The sequence below is a fragment of the Sphingomonas sp. AP4-R1 genome, assembly GCF_013113735.1.
Classification (GTDB): Bacteria; Pseudomonadota; Alphaproteobacteria; order Sphingomonadales; family Sphingomonadaceae; genus Sphingomonas_I.
In genome coordinates this window covers 4,691,480-4,709,876 of sequence record NZ_CP053346.1, presented here as the reverse complement: position 1 = coordinate 4,709,876, position 18,397 = coordinate 4,691,480, and the positions used below count along the sequence as shown (strand labels likewise).

At 63.0% G+C, this 18,397-nt stretch carries 12 protein-coding genes; 7 read left to right on the top strand and 5 right to left on the bottom strand.

Annotated features, from left to right (window positions below; all coding sequences use genetic code 11):
* The first annotated feature begins 277 nt into the window (after positions 1-277).
* A complete protein-coding gene (gene poxB / locus HL653_RS21350) occupies positions 278-2,023 on the top strand; it encodes a ubiquinone-dependent pyruvate dehydrogenase (RefSeq protein WP_171746282.1) in 1,746 nt (581 codons plus the stop codon).
* 411 nt (positions 2,024-2,434) lie between these two features.
* Here poxB and HL653_RS21345 read toward each other — a convergent pair whose 3' ends face one another.
* A complete protein-coding gene (locus HL653_RS21345) occupies positions 2,435-2,680 on the bottom strand; it encodes a hypothetical protein (RefSeq protein ID WP_171746281.1) in 246 nt (81 codons plus the stop codon).
* Between the two features lie 406 nt (positions 2,681-3,086).
* On the opposite strand from HL653_RS21345, the gene HL653_RS21340 reads away from it, so the two are divergent.
* Together HL653_RS21340 and HL653_RS21335 are read left to right on the top strand one after the other, a co-directional pair.
* The gene (locus tag HL653_RS21340) at positions 3,087-3,992 is read left to right on the top strand and encodes a tyrosine-type recombinase/integrase (RefSeq protein WP_171746280.1); all 906 of its coding nucleotides are present in this window, start codon (positions 3,087-3,089) and stop codon (positions 3,990-3,992) included.
* A gap of 6 nt (positions 3,993-3,998) precedes the next feature.
* The gene (locus HL653_RS21335) at positions 3,999-5,192 is read left to right on the top strand and encodes an IS91 family transposase (protein WP_171746279.1); all 1,194 of its coding nucleotides are present in this window, start codon (positions 3,999-4,001) and stop codon (positions 5,190-5,192) included.
* A 351-nt stretch (positions 5,193-5,543) separates the two neighbouring features.
* On the opposite strand, the gene HL653_RS21330 is transcribed toward HL653_RS21335, so the two are convergent.
* Positions 5,544-6,149 carry a type IV toxin-antitoxin system AbiEi family antitoxin domain-containing protein gene (locus HL653_RS21330; RefSeq protein ID WP_171746278.1) on the bottom strand — a complete coding sequence of 202 codons (606 nt, stop codon included), beginning with the start codon at positions 6,147-6,149 and terminating at the stop codon, positions 5,544-5,546.
* Between the two features lie 105 nt (positions 6,150-6,254).
* Positions 6,255-8,486 carry a TonB-dependent siderophore receptor gene (locus HL653_RS21325; RefSeq protein ID WP_171746277.1) on the bottom strand — a complete coding sequence of 744 codons (2,232 nt, stop codon included), beginning with the start codon at positions 8,484-8,486 and terminating at the stop codon, positions 6,255-6,257.
* Between the two features lie 181 nt (positions 8,487-8,667).
* Between HL653_RS21325 and HL653_RS21320 the strand changes: the two genes are divergently transcribed.
* On the top strand, positions 8,668-9,348 hold the full coding sequence (locus HL653_RS21320) for a response regulator transcription factor (protein WP_171746276.1): 681 nt from the start codon (positions 8,668-8,670) through the stop codon (positions 9,346-9,348).
* A complete protein-coding gene (locus tag HL653_RS21315; protein WP_171746275.1) occupies positions 9,341-10,750 on the top strand; it encodes an ATP-binding protein in 1,410 nt (469 codons plus the stop codon). Before HL653_RS21320 ends, HL653_RS21315 begins: the two co-directional genes overlap by 8 nt.
* Positions 10,751-11,108: 358 nt before the next feature.
* On the opposite strand, the gene HL653_RS21310 is transcribed toward HL653_RS21315, so the two are convergent.
* Positions 11,109-12,764 (bottom strand): amidohydrolase family protein, encoded by a 1,656-nt coding sequence (locus HL653_RS21310; protein WP_171746274.1) that lies wholly within the window; start codon positions 12,762-12,764, stop codon positions 11,109-11,111.
* 192 nt (positions 12,765-12,956) lie between these two features.
* Positions 12,957-15,809, bottom strand: coding sequence for a TonB-dependent receptor (locus HL653_RS21305; RefSeq protein ID WP_171746273.1), 2,853 nt, complete (start codon positions 15,807-15,809; stop codon positions 12,957-12,959).
* A gap of 537 nt (positions 15,810-16,346) precedes the next feature.
* On the opposite strand from HL653_RS21305, the gene HL653_RS21300 reads away from it, so the two are divergent.
* Positions 16,347-17,090, top strand: a complete 744-nt coding sequence (locus HL653_RS21300; RefSeq protein WP_171746272.1) for a FadR/GntR family transcriptional regulator — start codon at positions 16,347-16,349, stop codon at positions 17,088-17,090.
* A 94-nt stretch (positions 17,091-17,184) separates the two neighbouring features.
* On the top strand, positions 17,185-18,372 hold the full coding sequence (locus HL653_RS21295) for a CaiB/BaiF CoA-transferase family protein (RefSeq protein ID WP_171746271.1): 1,188 nt from the start codon (positions 17,185-17,187) through the stop codon (positions 18,370-18,372).
* Positions 18,373-18,397 lie beyond the last annotated feature (25 nt).

Here is an 18,397-nt window from a genome sequence, read left to right as displayed (position 1 = left end):
CTCGCTTACTGCCAGGCGAATGTCCGCTGATGTTCGATAGAACGTGTCATTGACCAGCTGAAGGCAACGCTTGTCCGCCAAATCCGTGCTTTCCAAGCGCAACGGCCGAACAAATGGCGCGATTGGACACGTTAAGCGACGTTCGCTTGCGGGCATCCGACAGCAGGGCATGAACGAAGCAGATTGCGCTCGTTTCATCTCGACGAACACGCAACGCGTTTGCGTCAGGAGGGCTACGTGGACGAGAAGATCGTTCTGAACTGCCCGGAGCCATGTCATGTCGAAGACCCTCATCGCCGACCTGTTTGCCGAAACGCTCCACCTCGCTGGCGTCGAACGGATCTATGGGGTGGTGGGCGACAGCCTGAACGGTCTGACGGATAGCGTGCGGCGGCAGGGCAAGATTGAGTGGGTCCATATGCGCAACGAGGAAGCCGCCGCCTTTGCGGCAGGAGCCGAGGCGCAGCTGACCGGGCGGCTCGCGGTGTGCGCCGGGTCTTGCGGCCCCGGCAACATGCACCTCATCAACGGGCTGTACGACTGCAACCGGACGCGCGTGCCGGTTCTCGCGATTGCCGCGCAGGTGCCGAGCGGCGAGATCGGGTCGAACTATTTCCAGGAAACGCGGCCGGAAGCCATATTCCGGGAATGCAGCGTCTATTGTGAGACGATCTCCGACGCGGACCAGATGCCGCGGACGTTGGAGACGGCGATCCGCGCAGCGGTCGGCCACCGCGGCGTTTCGGTCGTCGCCATGCCCGGTGACGTGGCGCTGCGTCCAACGACAGGCACGCTGGCACGATCCACCGGTGCGTTGCTTCCGCCGCCATCGACAACGGTTCCTGCGGACGCAGACCTGGCGTCATTGGCGGCGATGCTGAACGGCGCGAAGGTCACGATCCTGGCCGGGCGAGGATGCCGGGCAGCGCATGCGGAACTGGTGAAGGTCGCCGAACTACTCCAGGCGCCGGTCGTCCATGCTCTCGGCGGCAAGGAATTCGTCGAATACGACAATCCCTACGATGTCGGCATGACGGGGTTGATCGGATTCTCCAGCGGTTATGATGCAATGATGGCGTGCGACGTGCTCCTCATGCTCGGCACCGATTTTCCGTATCGGCAATTCTATCCTGTCAAAGCCAAGGTCGCGCAGATCGATCTCATTCCCGAAAATCTCGGGCGGCGGACAGCGATCGATATCGGGTTGGTCGGCGATGTCGGCGCCACGCTGCGGGCGCTGATCCCGCAGCTGATGGGCGAGAGTGATGGTGCCTTCCTGCAATCCGCGCGCGAGAATTATGCCGATGCTCGCAAGGGCCTGGACGAGCTGGCGCACGGCACGCCTGGCAGCGGCATACTCCACCCTCAGCATGTCGCGCGCGTCGTCAGCGCGCTGGCCGACGATGACGCGGTCTTCGCCTGTGATGTCGGTACGCCGACGATCTGGGCGGCGCGCTATCTGATGATGAATGGGAGGCGCCGGCTGATCGGATCCTTCAACCATGGTTCGATGGCCAATGCGCTGCCGCAGGCGATCGGCGTGCAGTCGGCCTTCCCGACGCGACAGGTGGTGACGTTGTCGGGCGACGGCGGGCTGGCGATGCTGATGGGCGAGCTGTTGACCGTGCGCCAACTGGGCCTGCCGGTTAAGATCGTCGTCTTCAACAATGGCACGCTCGGCTTCGTCGAAATGGAGATGAAGGCGGCCGGTCTGATCGAGACCGGGGTCATGTTGGACAATCCCGACTTCGCGGCGATGGCGCGCGCAATCGGGCTGCATGGCGTGCGGATCACGGATCCGGGCGAGGTTGAGGCCGGCGTGCGTGAGGTGCTCGCGCATCCGGGGCCGGCCTTGCTCGATGCGGTCACCGCGCGAACCGAATTGTCGATGCCGCCCAAGATCACGCTCGAGCAGATGAAGGGCTTCACGCTCTATATGGCCAAGGCGATCATTTCCGGTCGAGGCGATGCGGTGGTCGAGCTCGGCAAGACCAATGCCGGTCTCCTGAAACGGCTGTTCTAACGCAGCAAAAAGGGGCGGGGGCATGATACCGTAAACCCCTCGGGCACTTTGGCGGATTCTCTGGTGAAGGGCCCAAACGCGCCCACTCCAGCTGAGTATGGATCCTGGCGATCGCGGCGCTGCCGAGCCAGTTCCGATTGTTGGGCGGCGGTCATAGCCATTCCACCGCCTTCCGCGCGATTCCGGCTGCGCGAGACGCAACACTTTTTGATCAAGGAGCATTTGCGCGAGATCATGTTGCAGCGCACAAGGGGCGTGCCTTTTAGGCATCCTCTCCTAGATTTCAGGGCCGCTCCTTCGGGATGTGGCCCTTTTTTTTTAACGCGTGACGGAACGGCTCGTGTCGCCCGGCCAAGCGTGGCTGAGAGACGGGAAGGTGGGCTCAAGCGGCGGACAAAGCGAACTTCCGGCCTAGGCTTTGCGTGCGGCAGATGCCGGCGGTCTCTCGACGACATAACCGTTGAGGGCGATGGTTGCGGCGCGCAGAGCCGTCAGCCGTTCTGAGGAAGAGATTTCCAGCATCGTCCAGGCGAGCGCGGAGCGAAAAGGCGCACTTTCCGTCCAGATCCGGCTTGCGAGGGCGTCAATTTCACGGTCGCTCGCAGAGAGACCGTTCGAAACGCAACGGATCAAGGCTTCAGAAATACCGAAACGCATAATGATACATCCTCTCGCGTCGACACAGTCTCACCTGTAACGAGGTGGCGTGTCGTACTGTCTCGCCGATACCCGCCTCTCATGTCTGTCCAATGACAGCGCTGTTATAATGCAGGTCCACCAACGGGCCTTATCGGCCAATGAGAGGTGTGATGCTTGGCGTAGGCGCGGTGGCGCCCTCCCGTTCCGGCTGGAAATGCGACCGGCGTCGGCTGAGCGGCGTTAGCCAACGGCAAATTACAACTTTTCGGTCGGCTGCTCCTGTAGCGATCGGGTGGAAGCACGAACCCGCTGCGCGGGAGGGGTATGTGCGGCACGGTTGAGGTGACAGGTCGAGCGTTGCGCTCGGATTGAGCGCTACGGGAGGCAGGCAGAGCATCGGGGCTCCACGAGAAGGAGCCCTGTTATGACTAGTCTTATTCCGGTTGCCGTCAGCCCTCTGCGCCAGCGTCTCATCGACGAGATGGAGATACGGCGGTTCGGCCGCGAGACGCAGCGCAACTACCTTCGTGACGTCGGGCGGTTCGCGACGTTTCTGGGGCGCTCGCCGGACACGGCCACTGCCGAGGAGGTGCGGCGCTTCCAGGTCGAGCAGCTCGACCTTGGCGTGCCGGTGCCGACGATGAACAGCATCGTGTCGGCGCTGCGCTTCTTCTTCACGCAGGCGCTCGACCGGCCCGACCTGGCGCGCAAGCTGGTCCGCACGCATCATGAGCGCAAGCTACCGGTGGTGCTGAGCCAGGACGAGGTGGCGCGGCTGCTCGACGCGACCACGTGTCTGAAGCATCAGGCGGCGCTGTCCGTCGCTTATGGTGCGGGGCTGCGTGCGGCCGAGGTCTCGGCCCTCAAGGTGCGCGATGTCGACAGCGAGCGTATGCTGCTCCGGGTCGAGCGCGGCAAAGGAGGTCGATACCGCAATGCCATGCTCCCTGTCGGGTTGCTGGACTTGCTCAGGGAGTGGTGGAGGGTCGGTCGCCAGGAGGGGGTGTTGCATGTCGACGGATGGCTGTTCCCCGGACAGCATTATCTCAAGCCTCTCAGCACCCGTCAGTTACACCGCGTCGTCGTCGAGGCCGCCCTGGCGGCAGGTATCGGCAAGCGGGTCGGGCCACACACGCTGCGGCACTGCTTCGCCACGCACCTGCTCGAGGACGGGATAGACGTCCGCATCATCCAGGCGCTGCTTGGCCACGCCAGGCTGGATACCACCGCATTCTACACCAAGGTCGCCACGCGGACTCTGCGTAACGTGGCCAGTCCGTTTGACAGGCTGGGAGTGACCGCCATGGAGGGAAGGTCGCCTGGCGGCTGAGCTGGCGTGCGCGCCTCTCTCGAGGTCGCTGACATCTTCCGCGCCGCCGGCCCTCCATACCGGGCCGCTCATGCCGGGCACCTGAGCCTCGACCAGCTCAAGGTAATGTCGGCGATAGAGACCTGCCGAACCGCCGTCATGGGCGGGCATGTCGAGGCCTGCACCGACTGCGGGCACTGGCGGGTCGCCTATAACAGCTGTCGTAACCGGCACTGTCCCAGGTGTCAGGGGGCAGCCGCACGCACCTGGCTCGCCGAGCGCCAGGCCGACCTGCTGCCGGTCGGCTACTTCCACGTCGTCTTCACGCTGCCGGCCGAGGTCGCCGACGCCGCCTTCCAGAACAAAGCCGCCATCTACGGCCTGCTGTTCCAGGCGGCGTCCGAGACGATGACCACCATCGCCGCCGACCCGAAGCATCTTGGCGCCCGCATCGGCATGACTACCGTGCTCCATACCTGGGGTTCGGCCATGACCCACCATCCGCACATCCACATGATAGTGCCCGGTGGTGGCCTCTCTCCAGACAGAAGCCGCTGGATATCCTCACGCCCGGCCTTCCTCCTGCCGGTGCGCGTGCTCGGCAAGCTGTTCCGCCGGTTGTTCCTGACCCGACTGATGGCGCTCCACGAGGGCGGCCAGCTCGGCTTCTACGGCAGCCTCGCCCATCTCGCCGACCGGCGTGCGTTTCTGCGCCACCTGGCACCGGTCAGGAAGAAGCGTTGGGTCGTCTACGCCAAGCCGCCCTTCGCTGGTCCCGAGGCGGTACTCGCCTATCTGTCGAGATACACCCACCGGGTTGCCATCTCGAACAGCCGCCTGATCCGCTTCGACGAGACCGGCGTCACGTTTCGCTACAAGGACTATCGCCGCGGCGACGCCGACCGCCAGCAGGTCATGACGCTTGCCGCCGACGAGTTCATTCGCCGCTTCCTGCTTCACGTCCTGCCCAAAGGTTTTCACCGCATCCGTCACTACGGCCTGCTCGCTGGCGCTACCCGCAAGGCCGGTCTCGACACCATACGCCGGCTGCTCGGCGTAGCGCCGGCGTCCACCGACGATGTCGCCGTGGAGCCGCCGGATACATGCCCTCCATGCCCCTGTTGCGGCGGGCACATGGTCATCGTCGAGACCTTCGAGCGCCAACGCCAGCCTCGCGCACCACCGGCGCCTGCAATGCCGCCCGGGATACGTGCGCCATGACCCGGCATGGCCCGACCCCAACCAATCTCGCGGTGCTTGCATCTGCGGAAGCAGCCGAGCCTGTGCCGGTCTCTGTCAGGGCTGCCGGAACAGCCCATGAAACCCGGCCACCGCCATCTGCGAATATCTCTCGCCGCCCAAATTCAGCCGGTCCGCATTGGCGGACACGCCCATGCCTGCCGTGTCGCCCCAACCCTGAGGCAGGGCTAAAACCGAAAACCCCATAGCGCACCGCCTGCAGCCCGCGGGTTCGTGCTTCCACGACTTTCGTACGCCTGCCGGCGCCCGAAACTCTTCAGGTGAGCGGCACGGCCGCTTTGGAGCAGGTAACTGAGATAAACAGCCGCGCATTCATCTGCTTGCAGAGTTTGGCAGAGCGTAACGCCCCGATTTCGTTTTGACGATCGTGCCACGCCGAACGAGCTGGCTCAGATATTGGCGGGAGATGCCGAGGCGCTCGATCTCGTAACGGTGCAGTGATCCTCTCTTGTACAATAACATCTCGACCTTCGATCGCAGCGTACTGCCGATCGGCGAAATATCTGCAAGGTTGGTATCGACGCTGCCGTAGCTCGCTTCTGTGGTCACTCTGCTCCGGAATATGCGGATCTTGGCGATCGCGCCCGTGACCGAAAGCTTTATGCCGAGTTCCAGAAGGTGATGCGCTGCGTCTTTCAGGGAGTGCCCGATGGCCTGCTCTGCCATCGGCGACTGGTGTTGCTCGCGACGCTGGCTCAGGGCCAGCATGCTGAGCAGAACTTGCTCCTCACCAGAGACATAGCCGGAGTTGGGCCCCAAGATCGCACGGCAGGGAAGAAGCGAAGAGCGTACGATCCGTTCGAGCGGAGATACGCGGTCCGGGGCGTCCGGGGTAGCGGCTGTCGACGCCTTCGCTGCCCTTAAGAGGGCGAGCGCTTGGCGTTCAGCAGGCGGCAGGGCCCGAGAGCTTTTGATCATCTGATCGGTACCCGCGCTCGACGTCGGGCTCTCTGGAGTGCGCGCGCTGGTAAAGAGTGGAGCCGCGGTCGGCGGCCCCACTCCATGGTGTCCAGTTCTAACGCTTTAGAAGCGCGCGTTGATGCCGGCACGGACGGCTGTCGGTGATGCGGGCGTGAAGTTGGTGTTGCTGTGTGCGAACTGGAAATAGCGCTTGTTGAAGATGTTCTCGACATTGACCTGCACGTCGAGAGTGTCGGTCAGCTTGTAATAGATCGCGCCATCGAAGCGGGTGAAGCCCGGCATCGAGACGGTGTTGTCGGTGGCCGCGAAACGCCGGCCCATATGGATGATGCCGACCGCCACGCCGAGCGGCTTGATCGGATCGAAGCGCGTCCACAGCGAGGCGCTTTGCTTCGGGATCATTGCGACGCGATTACCCTTAAGCACCGTGCCCGAGACGCTGTCGAGGAATTTGGCATCCGAATAGGTGTATGCGCCGACCATGCTGAGCTGATCGGTGATGTTGCCGGCGGCGCTGAGCTCGACGCCCTTGGTGCGCTGGCGGCCGATCGGGACGGTCGGTGACGCCGCATTGTTCGGGTCGCTCAGCGCCAGCACATTGTCGCGATCCAGCTGGAAGATGGCGGCCTGCAGGTTGAAGCCGGGCAGCACGTCCCATTTCGCGCCGAGCTCGTAATTCTGGTACTTTTCCGGTGCGAGGCTTTGCGTGGAGATGGTCAAACCGGTCAGCTGATCGCCGCCGCGCGGCAGATACGTCTTGGAGAAGGACGCGTAGATCGAGGCCTGTTCAATCGGCTTAAAGATCAGGCCGGCACGCGGTGACCAGAGATTGTCGGTCGTCTTGAAATCGCGCTGCTGCGTGGCGGGGAATCCGACCGTCCGCGTGTCGGTCACCTTGGTGACGAAATGCTCGTAGCGGACGCCGAGGATGATCTGGAACATCGGCGAGATTTCGATCTGATCCTGAATGTAGCCGGCGGCGAGATCCGTCGTGCCGTGATTGGCGCCGCTGCTGGCGATCGCGCGCCACTGGACATCCGGGCGGCGCACGCGGGGTGACGCGATCGTCGCGAAGATGGTCTGCACGCCCTGTGCGTTGGTGGCCGTCGGGAAGAAGCCCTCGAGGCGGATATTGTCCGTCTTCTGGTGGCCGAATTCGGCGCCGACCAGGAGCGTATGTTCGATCGAACCCGTCGAGAAGGTGGCGTTGAGATCGGTCTGGTTGATGAAGTTCTTGCGCTGCGTCGCCTGATTATAGGCCTGGATCTGAACGATCGTCCCCGGCGCATAGCTGCCGGCGGGGAGACCGACCGGATTGACGGACGCCGTCGTGTTCACAGTGCCCGGGAACACGTTCTGGTAGAATTTGTCATAGTCGGCGTAGCGCGTGCGGTTCCGGATCGAGACCGTGTCGCTGAACCGGTGCGCGATATAGAGTGTGCCCGCGTCGGTGTTCGTATCCGTCGGGCTCTCGTTCGGATCTCCGAAGAAGGCACCGCGCGGCGTTCGCAGCGGCACGTTCTGATAGGCCGAGACGCCGCGGTCGGCGACGCGCTCGTCCTTGAAATGCTCGTAGCCGAGCGAGATGGTCGTGGCTTCGCCGAGGGCGAAGGTCGCGGTCGGGTTCAGTCCCCAGCGCTTGTAATCGACACCGTCGCGATAGCTGCCGCTGTCCTGATAAACGCCGGTGAGGCGCAGCGACACGCCCTCGCTGACCACGCTGCCCAGATCGACCTGTCCGCGATAATGATCGAAGCTGCCAATCTCGACGCGACCGGCGAGGTGCTGCCGCCCGTCCGCGATCTTCGTGACGCGGTTGATGAGGCCGCCGACGCCGCCGCGTCCGAAGATCATGGCGTTGGGTCCCTTGAACACCTCGAGCCGTTCGATGTTGTAGAGATCGCGATAGGTCTGGATGTCATCACGCAGGCCGTCGACGAAGAAGTCGCCGGTGGTGGAATTGCCGCGGAAGACGAGCGTTTCGCGATTGCCCTCACCCTGCGCCGAATAGACGCCAGGCACGTAGCGGATCGCATCGCCGATGCTGTTGGCGGCCTGATCGTTGATCTGCTTGATCGAGACGATGTTGACGCTCTGCGGCACGTTGACGAGCGGTGTGTCGGTCCGGGTCGCGCTCGTGGTGTGCGAGATCTTGTAAGAGCTGTCGGTCTCGTCGATCGCGCTGTCGGTGACGGTGACGCCTTGTAGTTCGACAGCCTTGCGTGCGGCTTCTGTGGTTTGCGCGCCGACCGCTTCCGCGAGCAGGAGCGTGGCCGCCGCAGACGACAGCAAGGCTGCTCGCGCACAAGCGATGCCGAATTTCTCGAAATGCATGATTTCCCCTTTTTCGATTGTTCGCTAATGCGAAACATTCTCACTCGAATGGGGCCGATAACTGCATGCCTTGCACTGTAAAATGCAGAATTGGGCAGCTTGGGACATTGTATATTGGTCCCAATCTTTCCCCAATGTTTGCGACATGTTTGCCGTACCCGTGCATGACGGGCGCAGGCGAATGAACATCTTGTTGCTGGAGGACGATGAGGCGCTGACTGCCTTCATCGCGCGCGGGCTTGAGGAACTAGGCCACCACGTCCATTGCGTTTCGAACGGGCAGGCGGCGGGCACGATGCTTATGGGCATGCGGTTCGATGTCGCGGTGCTGGACCGGATGGTGCCGGGCATGGATGGCCTGTCGGTTGTCCGGCTGGCGCGGGAGGCGGGCTGCCAGACACCGGTGTTGCTGCTGACTGCGCTTGGCGGGATCGAGGATCGTGTGCTGGGGCTGGAGGCCGGAGCAGATGATTATCTCGTCAAACCGTTCGCCTTTTCCGAATTCGTTGCCCGTCTCATCGCGCTGACGCGGCGGCCGCCGAACATGGTCGGCAACGATGTGCTGGCGTGCGGTGCGATCGAGATGGATCTGAAGCGGCGGACGGTCCGCCGTGACGGGCGTGCGATCGAGCTCCAGCCACGCGAGTTCAGCCTGCTGGAGCAATTGCTGCGAAGTCCCGATCGTGTCGTCAGCCGGACGATGTTGCTCGATCAGGTGTGGAACTTCGGGTTCGATCCGCAGACCAACATTGTCGAGACTCATATGAGCCGGCTGCGAAGCAAGCTGAACCAGGGCTTCTCCGCCGATGCGATCCGCACCGTTCGAGGATCGGGCTATATTCTGGCCGAAACCGGTGGCTGAAGCGCTGTCGCCCCGCACGGGCTATTTCTGGCCCAAGACGATCCGGGGGCTCGCAACCGTCGTCGCCTGTGCGTCCGCGTTCGTCACGGCCCTGCTGGGCGGGGCGACCTACGCGATCGTGCACGAGGAACTCGAACGGCAGATCGACCAGCGCGTGGATGCGGAGACGCGCACGCTGCTGAAATATTATCGCGAACACGGCTTCGAAGGGCTGCGTCACGTGATCCGCCTGCGCGACGATGATCAGCCCGCGATCGGCTATCTCGCCAAGCTGGATCGCGATGTCGGTCGCACGATGGGGTATATGCTCGTCGATCGCGCGGGGCGGCGGCAGGCCGATACGCTCCATGCGGTGATGCCGCCGCTTGGCTGGAGCCAATTCCTGACGTTTCGGCGCGGCGACGGCTCCACGGGCATAGCGCAGGCGATGAATACGGCGCTGCCGGGAGGCGGGCAGTTGGTGGTCGCGGCCGATCGCGAGATCATCGATCATATGGACGCCACGCTTCTGCGCCTGTTCGTCTCGGCGTTCGGCCTGCTGCTCGTGACGGGGGTATTGGTCATCTTCGGCTTCGGTCGCGTCGTGCAGCGGCGGTTGCGGGCGTTCGAAGGTTCGGCCCGCGCGATTATCGCCGGCGATATCGATCAGCGCGTCGCTGTCGACGGATCGGGTGGCGAATTCGATCAGCTGGCGCACGTACTCAATCAGATGCTGGACCGTATATCGCTGCTGGTCGCCAGCCTGCGCGATGTCTCGACCGCGTTGGCGCACGATCTCCGCACGCCGCTCAGCCGTGTCAGAGCACAACTGGAGCAGGCGGAGGCGCTGGCGACAGAACCACCGCAGCGGGCGTTGCTGGATAATATTATCGCCGAGACGGATGACTTGCTGGCACTGTTTGCCAGCTTGCTCGCGATCGCCGAACTGGACAGCCAGAATATACGGCGCCGTTTCGTCCGGCTCGATCTCGGGGATGCGGTCGCCGAGATCGCCGAGGCGCATCGCCCAACGATCGAAGATGCCGGCCTATCGCTGGAGGTCCATACGATCAGCGCGCCTATCCGTGGCGATCGCGCGCTTCTCCAGCGCCTCGTAGGCAACCTGCTTGATAATGCGCTCGTCCATACGCCGCCCGGCACACATATCTGCGTCAGAGTTGAGTGCCAGATGCGGCAGGTGATCTTGCGTGTGGCGGATAATGGGCCCGGCATTTCCACCGAGCATCACGCGCGGGTGTTTGAGAGACTGGCTCGTCTTGATTCAGCCCGGTCTCGTCCAGGTCATGGACTGGGCCTCAGCATGGTAGCCGCGATCGCTGCGGCGCATTCCGGGGATATCGAGATTAGACCCGGTCAGCCGGGGTTTGCCCTCAAGGTGCATTTCTCCCTCGCAACTGGCTAGTGGTCTTTCTTCTGCGAATGTTGTGTCGTTCAGAACGGGTGGCGGTGGGATCGGCGGCTTCCGATAAAACGGGTGGTGAGCGGCACGGCCGCTTTCGGGCGGTGTGGGCCGCCAGCCGGGTCCGCCTCACGCCCTTGCAGCAGCTAAAATCGAAGTGAACCGACGTCCGGTTTCGGGCTCCGCACAACCTGCACGAATGGCTCATTTTGGGTCTTGCAGTCGATAGTGTTCGAACCTGTTGAATAGGCACTCGATCCGGCTGGAAGGACTGTGTTTGACGCAGTCGTCGGATGCTTGAGTGTATCGTCAGGGGCTTGAGGCGAGCACTGCCCGAAAACCTATTCCGTCACGGTGTCGCTCATGCCCCCGCACTCGTCGCTTCGGCCTTGCGATCGCGCAGCAGGATGCGACCGGCGCGGGCGCCCGTCACCTTGCCGTGATCGACTTCGAACCTGCCGTTGACGAGGACGTAATCCATGCCGACCGCATAAGAGTGCGGTTTTACATAAGTGGAGGTGTCGCGCACCGTTGTGGGATCGATCACCAGCACGTCGGCGAAGTAGCCGGGCTTGAGGAAGCCGCGCCCCTCGAAATTGAAGACCGTGGCGGTCAGGCCGGTGGAGGAATGGATCGCCTGTTCCCACGTCAGGATCTTGCGATCGATCACATAGTGGCGGAGCTTGCGCGGGAAGGCGCCATAAGAGCGCGGATGCGCGGCACCGACGCCGAGGATGTGCAGTTCGCCATCCGACGACGTCATCGTCCACGGCTGCTTCATGAAGGTTTCGACATCGCCCTCGTTCATGTTGAACGAGATCACCATCGTCTCGTTGCCGCTGGCGAGCAGATCGAGCGCGGCATCGACGGGCTCCTTGCCCCATTTCCGCGCGATCTCGTCGAGCCGCATATTCTCCACCGAGCGATCGGGCGGATAATCGCGGATCATGAAGGCATTCGCACCGCCCCGGCGGCGGATATTGTCGATCATCTCGGTCCGCATGCGCGCGCGCGTCTCGGGATTTTTGATGCGATCGGCGATCGCCTTGGCGCCGCCTTCCTGCGCCCAGCCCGGCACGGTCGAGGCGGACAGGCCGGTGGACGAGGCCGCGTAAGGATATTGATCGGCCCACAGATCGACGCCGTCGGCGCGCGCCTGCTGCATCAGCGCGACGATCTCCTTCGACTTGCCCCAGACATCCGGGCCGATCGCCTTCTGGTGGGTGACGACGGCCTTGATCTTCGCCTCACGGCCGACCGTGATCAACTCCTTCACCGCATTGACCACGCCGATATCGTAGCTCGATTCGTCGCGGATATGGCTGATGTAGCAGCTGTCCTTGTAGGGGGCTGCGATCTTCGAAAGCGCGACCAGTTCCGCCGTGTCCGAATATTTGCCCGGTACGTAAAAGGGGCCGGTAGAGAAGCAGAAGGCGCCATAATCCATCGCCGTCTTCACCAGCGCCGACATCTTCGCGATCTCGGCCGGGGTCGCCTTGCGATTGGCGAGGCCCATCACGGCCGTGCGGACGCCATTATGCCCGATCATCGGCGCGACGTTCACTGCCGGGGTCCAGCGCGCGATAGCGTCCACCTGCGGCTTGAGATCCGCCGGGCCACCCCCATCGGGATTGAGCAGAATCGACGTGATGCCCTCGTACAGCAGGGGCGGCGCGCCCGCGAGTTGCTCGGTATCGATTCCCGGACGACCAGGGAAAACGGCATGATTATGAGGATCGATGAAGCCGGGGGTGACGTAACGGCCGGTCGCGTCGATCACGCGCGTGGCGGTGGCGGTTTCGGGGATCACGCCCACCTCGACGATCTTGTCACCCTTGATGGCGACGTCCGCCTTGCGGCGTGCATCGAGGCTGCCGTCGAACACGGTGCCGTTGCGGATCAGTACATCATACTCTTCGGCTTGAGCCGCAGCAGCATGCGACGCGAGGACCACCAAAGCGGAGCCGACCGCCAGCACATGCCGGCGTGCAGAGAATGGGGTGGTCCGCGTCATCATCGTTCTCCCGCTGTTCGAGCGAAGAAAAGCTAAAATGGCTGTCCGTTGTCGGCCAGCACTGAAGCGATGAAAGAGCATAGACGACCGTTATGGTTGGACTTCTTCAACGAGGCCCGTTTCGCACGCTTATGCTTGCGACGGAGACTGGCCGGACACCCCGCCAGCACCCGTCGCCCATCGCATTCTCCGCTCTTACAATCGGAAACGGGCTCCTACTCGGAAGGTGCGACCGAGCAGATCGTAGAGCGACTGATTGGTCGCGGGCGTGGCATAGGCGCTGCCGGCGGGGCCGGATGCCACCACGGGCGGATCCTTATCGAACAGATTATTGATATTCAGGAATAGCTCGATCGACTGGCTGCCCATCCTGATATTCTGCGAGATGGTCGTGTCGATATAGAAAGCACCCGCGATATGATTGTCGTTGATCGTGCGATTGGTGACCGTCGAGGCAGGGCAGGTGGACGAGCATTCGACGAAGCTCGTATCATATACGCCGGCGCTCACGCCGCGACCGATCAGATTGTACGTAAAGCCGCCGCGATTATAGGTGGCGGTGACGCGATACAGCCATTTTGGCGTGCCGCCCGATGCATTCGATCCAACCGTATCCACCGGCGCGTCGATGCCATTGTTGGAATAGTTTTCGAGATAGCGCGTCGCCATGCCGCGTAGCGTTACGCTGCCCGATCCAGCCCGCGTTCGATACGAGGTCTCGAAATCGAGGCCGCGTGCCTTTTGCGTTGCGAAGTTGAACGGGCTCTCGAACACTTGGAGGTTGGTGCCAAAAGCGTTGGGGCCACGCACGACCGCCGCACAAAAGGCCGCGATGCCCTCGTTACAGCGATCCACGACCGTCTGTGCGGCGACCGAGCTGATCGCGCCGTTGATCTTGATGTCGTAATAGTCGACCGAGAAAGCGAGCCCCGGAATCCAGTGCGGCTGGATCACCACGCCGACGCCCCATTGATCGGCCCTTTCAGGCTTCAGGTTCGCATTGCCTGCCGTGGTGCCGCTGAATTGCACGGAGGCGTTGCCTTGGCTGGAATCGATCAGCACGTTGGTTCGGGTGGATCCCGCCGTGTAGAGTTCGCCGAGATTGGGTGCGCGGATATCGCGCGAACGCGTCGCGCGGAAACGGATGTCGGAGATCGGCTGGAAGGTCGCGCCGACCTTCCAGGTGGTGACGTAGCCCGAGGTCGAATAGCTCGTCCCGCGCACGGCACCGTTGAGATCGAGCCCCTTGATGATCGGGACCAACGCTTCGAAATAGCCTTCCGTCACGTCGTAGCTGCCGAAGGTCGGGAGATAGTTACCGACGAACCAGCCCGTCTGATACTGGCTCTCGACGAAGCCGCTGACCTTCTCGCGGCGATGCTCGATGCCGATCGCGACCGAAACCGGGCCGGCCGGCAGGCTGAAGGCATCAGTCGAAAGATTGCCGGCGACGACATCCTCCTGGAAACGCTGTTTGCGATAGGGATCGCCAAGGACGTAATTGAGCGCCGCCGGGCTCGCCACGCCGATGCCGAGCCGGTTGAGCGGCACGCAGCCATTGGTCGGGGTGGTGAGCGAGGAGCGGCAGACGATCGTGCCTGCCGCTACGCCAAGCGCATTGCCTGCCGGCGCGAACACCGCATCCTGGGCAAGCGCGAGCCGGGCATTGTTGGTGATGCCCACGGCCGCCTCACGCGTGTCGGCAATGCCTTTCTGATAATAGACGTCCCAGCGCATCGTGCGACCGATCGCATCGAACTTGCCATTGCCGCCGACGACGTAGCGTTGCACTTCGCGCGTGGTGTCGTTGGTCCGGATGGGCAGATCGGCGTTGGTGGTGCCGAGCGTGAACGAGGAAATGCGGGCCGCCGCCAATTGCTGGCGCAGCGCCGCCGGAATGAAGGCGTTGTCCGACTGAATCGTGACGTTCGCCTGGTTCAGCTGCACGCCCAGCTGGCCGACGGTGTGCGAGCGCGCATAGGAGGCCTGGCCATAGAGGTTCAGCCAGTCGGCGACTTCGTAGCTGAGCCGGCCGAAGATGGTCTTGCGGTTCTCGGCGGGGTCGAGGGACTGATAGCCGTTGACCTGGGTCGATTGCCAATCGCCGCCGATCATCCAGGGGTCGCGGACCGTGCCATAGTTGAACTGGCTCAGCGCACCGCCCTGGCCGAACACGGTTCCCTTGAACGCGGTGTTGGTGATGATGCCGCCCGGCGTCGCGTTGCTCAGGCCCGCGCCGCTCACCAGCAGCCGCTCGGGCGCCCCGTTGCCCGCCGTGTAAGCAGGGTTGTTGATGATGTACCAGCCCTTGTTGTTCCACTTGCGCGGAACGCCATCGAGGCCCTCTTTCACCGTCATCTCGGCACTCAGCAGCGCATGGCCGCGCCCTTCCGCGAAGGATAGGCCGCCCGTCATGCCGAAGTTGTAGGAGGGGGCATCGCCATAACTGGTGATGCCGTACTGGGCGTTCGCCTTGAGCCCGGTGAACTCCTTGTCGAGAATGAAGTTCACGACGCCGGAGACGGCATCTGAGCCATAGGCTGCGGATGCGCCGCCGGTCACGACCTCGACACCCTTGATAAGTCCCTGAGGGAAGGTGTTGACGTCCACGAGGCCGGCAAGCGTCGATCCCACCGACCGTTGGCCGTCCAGCAACACCAATGTACGGTTGGCGCCCAGCGCGCGCAGGTTGATGGCGTTGATGCCGAACGTGCCCGCGCTGATCGAAAGGTTGGAATTGGCGGGCGTTGTGCTGCCGACCACCGAGGGGATCTGATTGACATAATCGGCGACGTTGACCGGGGCGGTCGCCTGTATGTCCTGCGTGCTGAGCACCGTCAGCGGGGTCGGCGCCTGATAACCGTTGCGCACGATGCGCGATCCGGTGACCACGATATCGCTATCCGGTTTTCCTGAAAGGGCGGCCGCATCCGGCGAGGCATCGCCAACGATGCCGGGCGCGGGACCGTCCTGCGTATAGCCCGCCTGGCTCCAGAGACATGTGGCGGTGAGTGCGAGACAGGACACTTTGGATGTCAGAATGGCCATGAAACCCCCTTGGTTGTCATGCCTTCAGATCGCGCGCCTCGCCGACGAGCCCATCCTCTCTCCGCCGTCCGGGTCGCGTCCGCGACCTCGCCATCGAGATATGACAGACAGATGACGCGGGCGGATATGCGAAGCGCTCGATTGTCCATAGTCGGCGGCTATGTCCAGGCGCCTGCCTCGTTATCGCAACCGATTTGAGATCGGTAGTCCACAGCTTTGCGGGACCAATTGGCCTTAGCTCGTTACGATGGTTGGCAGCGTAAAAGGGGGCGCGGGGAAAGAAGCCTTCGCCGATATGAACGGATGTCCGAAAGTGGGAAGAAGGCAGAGACTTCCGAATGTCCACAAATGGATCAAACATGCATCTGGACATGCCGTTTGACATTCCATTCGGCGTACCCGGGAGTCCGGATTGGGCCCGGAACAGGGGCAGCGGCATGAAGGAATTTAGGCAAGCGAAAATCATCAACGTCGCAATATGACGTTGGAAGGGTTCAACCGATTGTCTATCGGCGGGTTGGCGGTTAGCCACGGGTGATGCGCCAACCCAAGCCAGCTGCCTCGACCCCGCTGCGAGCTCCGACCTTCTCGCCCGTCAAGACGCCGCGTGCGTTCGAGATCATCTGCGAGCAGATCCGCAAGGAACTCGCCAACGGAACCTTGCGGACGGGAGACAAGCTGCCTCCGGAGCGCGAGCTGGCCATCCAGTTCCAGGTCAGCCGAAGCGCGTTGCGCGAAGCCCTGCGCAGTCTCGAGATGGCCGGCATCATCCGCAACATGAAAGGCGCCAAAGGGGGCGCCTTCGTGCAGTCCGCCGACCCCGAGCGGATCACGGCGGCGCTGCAGGACTATGTCCGGCTGGGCGAGATCACGCTGGAGGAACTGACAGAAGCGCGTATCGCGATCCAGGATATCGTCGTGCGACTGGCCTGCGTGCGCGGTAGCGAAGTGGATTTCGCCGAACTGGAGGCGATCGCAGAGCGGACGAAGACGGTTTCGGAGGTCGAGGCCCGCTATCAATGTGCGATCGATTATTATCGCGTTTTGGCGCGCGCGACCAAGAACCGGATTTTCGGGCCGTTCGTGGATTCGCTGTCCGCCATCCTTCACGAATTTGTGCAGGGGCCGGGCTACGAGACCTTGCAGGAGTCCCTGATCGAAGCGCGGTTCCGCCTCGTCAAACATCTGCGGGCTCGCGACGTGGAAGCGGCGACCGAGGAAATGCGCAACCATCTGGAGCGCATCCATCGCCATATCCGGAAGATCAGGAAGAATAGCTGACCGCGCGCGGTCTGGTTGGAATTGCCACGCGTTGACACTGCTATCACAAACTATAATGGTCAGACCATTATAGTTTGTGATACGGAGAGCACGAGTGAGTGAGAGCGGGCGGACGACGAGCGACGCCCTGGCGGACGTCCGGGTTCTGGATTTCACGGCCGTCATGGCCGGCCCGTTCGCCACACGGATGTTGGCGGATCTGGGTGCCGATGTGGTGAAGGTGGAATCGCTCGAAGGCGATCAGGTCCGCGCACGGCCGCCGCTGCGCGACGGGGCAAGTTCCTATTTCGGGCATCTCAACGCCGGCAAACGCAGCATCGCGCTCAATCTCAAGGCGCCCGAGGCGATCGCGGCGATCAGGCAGCTTGTTGCCGGCTTCGACGTGCTGGTCGAGAATTTCCGGCCGGGTGTCATGGCCCGGCTGGGACTGGATTATCCCACGCTCGCGGCGATCAATCCGCGCCTGATCTATTGTTCGATCTCGGGCTACGGTCAGACTGGGCCACGGTCGCAGGATCCGGCCTACGCACCGGTCGTCCACGCCTCCAGTGGCTTCGATATGGTCAATATGGACTATCAGGACGGCGCCGTGGACCGTCCGGCGACAAGCGGGATCTTCGTGGCCGACGTACTCGGCGGCACCCATGCCTTCGGTGCGATTCAGACTGCGCTTTATCAGCGCGAAAAGACCGGCGTCGGCCAGTTTCTGGACGTGTCGATGCTGGAGGCGATGGCGGGCATGCTCGTGTTCGAACTGCAGCAGGCCCAGAATGTCGCGCCGCGCCGACCGCTCTACACACCGCTCAAGACCCGAGACGGTTTCCTGATGGTCGCGCCGACGAGCCCGAAGAATTTCGAGCAGCTGGCGGATGCGGTCGGCCACCCCGAATGGCGCGAGGATCCCCGGTTTCGCACCAATGCCGATCGCAACGCCAACTGGTCGGACCTGCTGGCCGAGACCGAGAAATGGACGATCACGCACAGTTCCGAAGAGGGCGAGCAGATCCTGTCGCGCTTTGGCGTACCCTGCGCGCGCTATCGCAACGTTGAGGAGTTGCTGGACGACCCACAGCTCGCGGCGCGTAAATTCTTCACCGAAATCGGGGACGAGGGCGGGCGATATCGCGTGCCCAATCCGCCGTTCCGCATGTCGGGATCGCGCGCCGAAGCGCGTGACATGGTTTCGCGGCTCGGAGAGCATGGCGCCGATGTGCTGGCGCAGGAACTCGGCATGTCGGACGAAGCGATCGCGGCGCTCAAAAACGCCGGCATCATGGGCTGAAGGAGGGGCGACGACGCCCCTCCTC